This is a genomic window from Cetobacterium sp. ZOR0034 (genome assembly GCF_000799075.1).
GTDB lineage: Bacteria > Fusobacteriota > Fusobacteriia > Fusobacteriales > Fusobacteriaceae > Cetobacterium_A.
In genome coordinates, this window is sequence record NZ_JTLI01000032.1 from 1 (window position 1) to 6470 (window position 6470).

General features: G+C 28.1%; 7 protein-coding genes. 4 read left to right on the forward strand and 3 right to left on the reverse strand.

All coding sequences use genetic code 11. The features are described from left to right. The first annotated feature begins 352 nt into the window (after nt 1–352). Nucleotides 353–1858, forward strand: coding sequence for an IS21 family transposase (istA, locus tag L992_RS07275; protein ID WP_047395355.1), 1506 nt, complete (start codon nt 353–355; stop codon nt 1856–1858). Further along, nucleotides 1859–2593: an IS21-like element helper ATPase IstB gene (istB, locus tag L992_RS07280; protein WP_047383561.1), complete on the forward strand. Its 735-nt coding sequence runs from the start codon at nt 1859–1861 to the stop codon at nt 2591–2593. On the opposite strand, the gene L992_RS13890 is transcribed toward istB (L992_RS07280), so the two are convergent. From L992_RS13890 to L992_RS07290, 3 genes are all read right to left on the reverse strand, one after another. Continuing rightward, complete coding sequence (locus tag L992_RS13890) at nt 2567–2836, reverse strand: DUF86 domain-containing protein (RefSeq protein ID WP_369797073.1); 270 nt, start codon at nt 2834–2836, stop codon at nt 2567–2569. The two genes, istB (L992_RS07280) and L992_RS13890, sit on opposite strands and share 27 nt — an antisense overlap. A gap of 62 nt (nt 2837–2898) precedes the next feature. Then, on the reverse strand, nt 2899–3645 hold the full coding sequence (gene istB, locus L992_RS07285; RefSeq protein WP_047395357.1) for an IS21-like element helper ATPase IstB: 747 nt from the start codon (nt 3643–3645) through the stop codon (nt 2899–2901). Next, on the reverse strand, nt 3642–3932 hold the full coding sequence (locus L992_RS07290) for a hypothetical protein (RefSeq protein ID WP_047395360.1): 291 nt from the start codon (nt 3930–3932) through the stop codon (nt 3642–3644). The genes istB (L992_RS07285) and L992_RS07290 overlap by 4 nt, the downstream gene beginning before the upstream one ends. 197 nt (nt 3933–4129) lie before the next feature. Here L992_RS07290 and istA (L992_RS07295) point away from each other — a divergent pair, with 197 nt between their 5' ends. Both istA (L992_RS07295) and istB (L992_RS07300) read left to right on the forward strand, forming a co-directional pair. Continuing rightward, complete coding sequence (istA, locus tag L992_RS07295) at nt 4130–5674, forward strand: IS21 family transposase (protein WP_052193937.1); 1545 nt, start codon at nt 4130–4132, stop codon at nt 5672–5674. Next, nucleotides 5668–6423, forward strand: a complete 756-nt coding sequence (gene istB, locus L992_RS07300; protein ID WP_047395362.1) for an IS21-like element helper ATPase IstB — start codon at nt 5668–5670, stop codon at nt 6421–6423. Before istA (L992_RS07295) ends, istB (L992_RS07300) begins: the two co-directional genes overlap by 7 nt. Nucleotides 6424–6470 lie beyond the last annotated feature (47 nt).

Below are 6470 nucleotides of genomic sequence, written 5' to 3' on the forward strand. Positions count from 1 at the left end.
TCGAAAAAGCAAGAAAAACAGTGTAAATAGGATATATTTTGTATAAAATTTAGTGTATTGTCTATACTCTAGTCTAGATGCTACACTAACACATAATATAATAGAGAGTTCTCATAGACTCTCTTTTAGTTTTCCTTATTCTATTTCTTTTATTCTATCCTCAATCATTTTTGAAATGTGAACTTTTAAATCTTTAATTAATGTAGTATGTTTATGATAATATAAAAAGACAGCAGAAATGCAACTTAAAAAAGCAACACTTAGCATAAAAAAAGAGACCATTGACAAATAACCAAAATAACACTTTAATAAGTTAGACGACCAAATCTAATTATTAAGGGGTGTATAAAGGATGTTGCCAATGATCAATAAATATAATATCAAAACTATGTATTCTATTCAAGGAAAATCTTTAAGAGAAATTGCTAGAGAAACTGGACATACTTTTAGAACTGTTAAAAAATATGCCTTAACTGAAGATTTTTCAGATAAAATTATCAGAAGACCAGGAGTAAGTTCGCTTGATCCATTTAAAGAAATAATTAATCAATGGTTGATTAGTGATTTAGGTTCTCCTCGAAAACAGCGCCATACTGCTAAAAGAGTTTTTGAAAGATTATGCGAAGAGTTTTCGGATACTTTTAATATTAGCTATAGAACAGTTTGTAAATATGTAAATGAAAAGAAAAAAACTTTAAAAGATTTCTCAAATAAAAATATAGGTCTTCTTTCTTTAACTCATTTACCTGGAGAAGCCCAGCTTGACTTTGGTGAAACGCAGTTTTCTATGAATGGAGAACTAATAAATGGTTATCATTTGGTAATTTCTTTCCCATATAGTAATCATTCATACGTTCAAATTTTTCCGAGTCAAAATCAAGAAGCTCTATTTCAAGGTATGAAAAATATATTTGATCATATTGGAAAAGTACCAAAAGAAATTTGGTTTGATAATATGTCTACTGCTGTTGCTCAAATAAAAAAAGGAAAAGAAAGAAAATTAACAGATAGATTTATTCAATTTATGACTCACTATGGGTTTAAAGCAAAATTTTGTAATCCTGCAAGCGGTAATGAAAAGGGACATGTTGAAAACAAAGTAGGATATACTCGAAGAAATCTATTTGTACCTATTCCTAGCTTTGATTCTTTAAGCGATTTTAATAAAGAGTTATTAATAAAGTGTGAGCATGACTCTGACAGAGATCATTACAAAAAAAATGAAAATATTAATGATCTTTTCAAAGTTGATTTATCAGAAATGATTCCTCTTAATTCATATACTTTTGAAGTATATAAATTACAAAAATATAAAACGAATAAAGTAGGTTTTGTTAAATTTGAAAGTAATGAATATTCAGTCCTCCCAAATTTTTTAAACAGTGAAGTTTGGTTAAAAATATTTGTTGATAAAATTGAAATTTTAGATAGCAACTATGAACTTTTAACATCTCATAGACGAATATATAAAAAAAATACAAAAATAACAAATTGGAAAGATTGGCTTAAAGTCTTAGAGCGAAAAATATCAGCGCTTGAATATACTGATTTTTATCAAGAACTACCTGAAATTTGGAAGATATATTTTAAATCTAAAGATTACATTGAAAAAAGAAAAATTGTCTCAGCTCTTTCTGAAATGCTAATAAGTAATGATTTAAGTATGGCAACAAGAGCGCTTGAATCTAATTTAGATAAAGGTATAAATGATGTTTCATCGCTAATTACAACTTTTAGGGCATTTAATGAGCCAAATAAAATATATACAGAGCTTAGGCCTGATGAGATAAATACACCTTATCAAAATTCAATGGAACCAGAGTTATCAATATATGATATTTTAATGGGAGGGAACTAAATGGACACGCTAGAAAAGTACTGTAAAAAACTTAAGTTAGGAAGTGAAATCTTAGAGGAATATGAATCTATTCCTCTAGGTGATAAAAAAGATTTTTTAACAAATGTATTAGAGATAAGTATAAATTCTCAAGAAATTAGAAGAAAAAATAGGCTGATTGCTGAGGCTAAATTCGATGTTGTTAAAACATTTGAAGGCTATTGTTTTGATGATATACAGTTACCTGAAGGTTTAAATTTAGAGGAAATTAAAACTGGTGATTTCATAGAAAAGAGTCACAATTTAATTTTTTATGGTTCCGTAGGAACAGGAAAAACATATTTAGCAACAGCAATTGGCGTTGAAGCTTGTAATCAAGGAAAAAGGGTTAGGTTTTTTAAGGTTGCTACTTTAATAAATGAATTAATAGACGCATATAATAAGGCAACGCTTGGCAGATTTCTGAAGAATTTAAAAAAGTATGATTTAATTATTCTAGATGAACTGGGATATGTTCCAATAGGAGAAAAGGGCGCAGAACTACTATTTCAAGTCATTGCTGATTGTTATGAGCGAAAAAGTTTAATTATCACAACTAATATTGAGTTTTCTAAATGGAATGGAATTTTTATGGATAAAAAGATTACAACTGCAATATTAGATAGAGTAATTCATTACGGACATTTAGTAATTTTTAGTGGAGAAAGTTACAGATTAAAAAATGCTATATCAAGAAAAAATGGTGGTGCTCTTTAAAGGTGCTACAGTGCTGCTAAAAAAAGTTGCAAAACACAATGTAGTAGCTATTTTATAAAGTAATTTATAATCTACACCATGATATTCATGAATCAAAAAATTACGAGTCCCTTTTATATTTAACCAATATTTTTTATCATTATTGTATTTTAAAAGAGTTCTCATATCTATTTTAGAAATAGCTTCCCCTATAATCATTATATTATAATTAACAATTTCATTTAGATCACTTGTGAACGTCAATCATATTTGTAAAAAAAAATGATAAGAGTTTGCAAAATTTCGTGAGTGGTGTTTGCAAGTTTTTACTTGAAGATAGTCTCTCTATTTTCTAGCCGATAACTGTTACCTTTTAGATTGAATACCTGGCATCTGTAAACCAAGCGATCTAATATTGCAGTAGCTAGAGCTTCATCTTGAAGAAGCTCTGTCCATTGACTAAAATCTTTATTTGATGTTATACAAATTGATGTTTTTTCATGAAGTCCACTTACTATCTCAAAGAACAAGTTAGCATCTTCTTTGGTTAGTGGAATATATCCAACCTCATCTATCATTAATAAATCACATTTATTTAAGCGGTTTATTACCTCTCTTGATTTCCTACAATCAGCCTTATTCTTTAAAAAATATATTAATTCACTCATAGTAAGAAACAATACCTGATATCCTAGTTCTGCAGCGCGATAGCCTAACCCTATCATCAAATGAGATTTCCCTACTCCAGGAGGACCCAAGAAGATTAAGTTGTACATATTATCAATCCATTTCATTTCTTTTAAAATATTTATTTTAGTTTTATCAATAGATTTCTGAAAAGTTGTATCAAAAGTTTCTATCTCTTTTGAATAAGGAAACCTTGCTTTTTTAATTCGGTTTCTTAAAGCATCCTTTTCCTTTCGCTCAACTTCAGCCTTCAGTATCTTAAAAAGAAATTCTTTATATGTTTCACTTCTTTGCTCTGCTTCTTCAATAAATTTCATAATGCTAGTTTTTAAAGTAGAAAGTTTTAGTTGGTTTGCCATATCTCTTAAAATATCTAAATCACTCATAATCCTTCCTCCTGAACATTTTGGTATTCTGAAATATTACGTGTTTTTACATCACAAATTTTAGGAATCAAATCATTTTGTAAAGATTCTTCTTTTTTTACAGGTAATGTATATTGCTTAACTTTTAAAGTTAAAGTTGCTAATGATAAGTCACCTTTTAAAAGGCTGTATTCTACACCTCCAATTAAAAAGTTTAAAGAAAACTCATTCCCTAAAGTTTGTAACTTAACTAGGTTTCTTCTAACATTTTTAGAATCAGAAACTATCAACTTTTCAATATATTCCATTAATTTCTCATTATATTTAAATTCTTCAAATATTTCAGCTTTTAGCTCTGAAATTCCTTTATCTACTTGTGTTAGTGGTATAATAGATTTGTAGGTTTTTCGGCAGAACGCAATGTTGTAATTTCGGCAGACCAGATTACACTTTCTTTTAAAATGTAGTATCCTTTAAGTATAATAAATACTACTGGAGGATACAGATGAAAGGATGGATTATGTTTAATAAAATTAAAACTTTAAAAGAACAAAATCTTAAAGTAACTCAAATTGCCAGAATACTAAATTCAGATGTTAGAACTATTAATAAATATTGGAATATGTCATCTGAAGAATTTGAACTTCTTAGAGCTCAACATAAGCAAAGAATTGTTGGAAGAAAAATGGATGTATATGAGCAGCTTATCGTATCTTGGATTAAAGAATTTAATGATATTAGTGGTGCTCAAGTATTTGATTGGCTTAAAGAAAGAGATAAAAACTTTAGTATGGCTGAAAGAACAGTTCGATCGTATGTTGAAAAACTTAGAAAAAAATATGAGTTGCCTAAACTCAAAGTTTCACGACAATTTCTTGCGGTTCCTGAAACAGATATAGGAGAGCAAGCGCAAGTAGATATGGGGCAGATTAATCTTCTTACTGAAGACAAAAAAACTAAAAAACTCTATCTGTTCACTATGGTATTATCTTTCTCAAGATATAAATTTGCTATTTGGCAAGATAAACCATTTACATCAAGTGATATTGTACAATGTCATCACAAAGCTTTTGAGTTCTTTGGTGGGGTTCCAAAAACCATTGTCTATGATCAAGATAAAACTATGTTTGTTAAGGAAAACTTTGGAGATATTATTAAAACAGATTTGTTTCAAAAGTACATAAATACTATGAATTTTAAAGTGCATCTTTGTAGAGCGTATGATCCTGAAAGTAAAGGTAAAATTGAAGCTGTTGTTAAATTTGTAAAAAATAATTTTGCTAAACATAGAATTTTTACAAATATTGATGATTTTAATGAACTTTGTTTAGATTGGTTAAAAAGAACTGGAAATGCAAAAGAACATTCAACAATAAAAAAAGTACCTGAAGAGATGTTTCACCTTGAAAAAGAACATCTACAACAAGTACCTCCATTCCTCTTTGAAAAAGAAGAAACAACTAATAATATTGTAACCTATTCTTTATCAAAAGACAATACTGTAACATATAAAAGTAATAGATATCAACTTCCAAAAGAAACATATTCAGACAAACAAAAAGAAGTTGGAGTAGTTTGTAACGATAATCGAATAACATTTTTTAATCTAAAAACCAAAGAATGTATTAATACTTACGAAATTTCTAAGGATAAGGGGAAACTTATCTCAAATATTTCTAGAAATACAACGCTTGATCCTAAAATTTTGGAGCTTAAATCTAAAATTTTAGATCGTTATTCTAACAAAAATTTAATTATTCAGTATATAGAAAATATTGAAATATTAAAAAAACGATACATAAAATCTCAACTCAGAAGAATCGATAGTTTATCTACTGAATACGATAAAGAAATTTTTCTAAATGCGATTAAAGAATGTATATCCAAAGAGAATTTTGATTTAGATTTCTTGGTGAAACTTCTTAGTAATACTAAGAAAAATACTGAGTTAGAGCCTTCTCTACAAAATATTCCAGATAAATTAAAAAATATAGTTACTGAAACTAGAGAACTTTCTGAATACGAAGAAAAGTTGGTGAAGCTATGTTAAATGAAGAATTAAAAGAGTTAGCAATACAGTTAAATTTAAATAATTTAAGGGATAATCTTGATGATTATCTCTTGAATGCAGAGCAATCTAACATATCATACTGTGAATTTCTAAAAAATGTTTTTAAAATGGAAATTGAAGAAAGAGAAGCTAAAAAATATAAGATGCGACTAAAAAAAGCTAGTCTTCCATATCATAAGGATTTTAGTGATTTTGATTTTAATTTTCAAAAATCAATTTCAAAGAAAAAAATTAATATTTTGTGTGAAATGCAATGGGTAGATCGCTTGTTTAAATTAATTCTTTTAGGTCCTCCTGGAATAGGTAAAACTAGAATAATGATTTCTTTAGGAGTTGAAGCTCTAAAAAAAGGATATGATGTCTATTTTGTTTCAATGACTGATTTAATTGATATCTTGAAGTATCGAAAAGATTCATATAAATATAACTTACTATACAAAAGAATTCTTAACACTCAGGTTCTGTTACTAGATGAAATCGGATATCTACCCATTAGTAAAGAGGAAGCAAACCTTTTCTTTCAATTGATTTCAAAATTAGATGAGAAAGTGGCAATGGTGATTACATCAAACAAAACCTTTAGTGAATGGACAGAGTTCCTAGGAGATCCAGCGTTAGCAACAGCAGTATTAGATAGATTATCTTTTAGATGCGAAATATTCAACTTAACAGGAAATAGTTATAGATTGGAGAAAAGAGGGGAGTATACCAAATTTAGTGTAAATTAACTTCTTAGCTATCAAATTTTAAATGTCCAAATAGGCTATCTTAACTT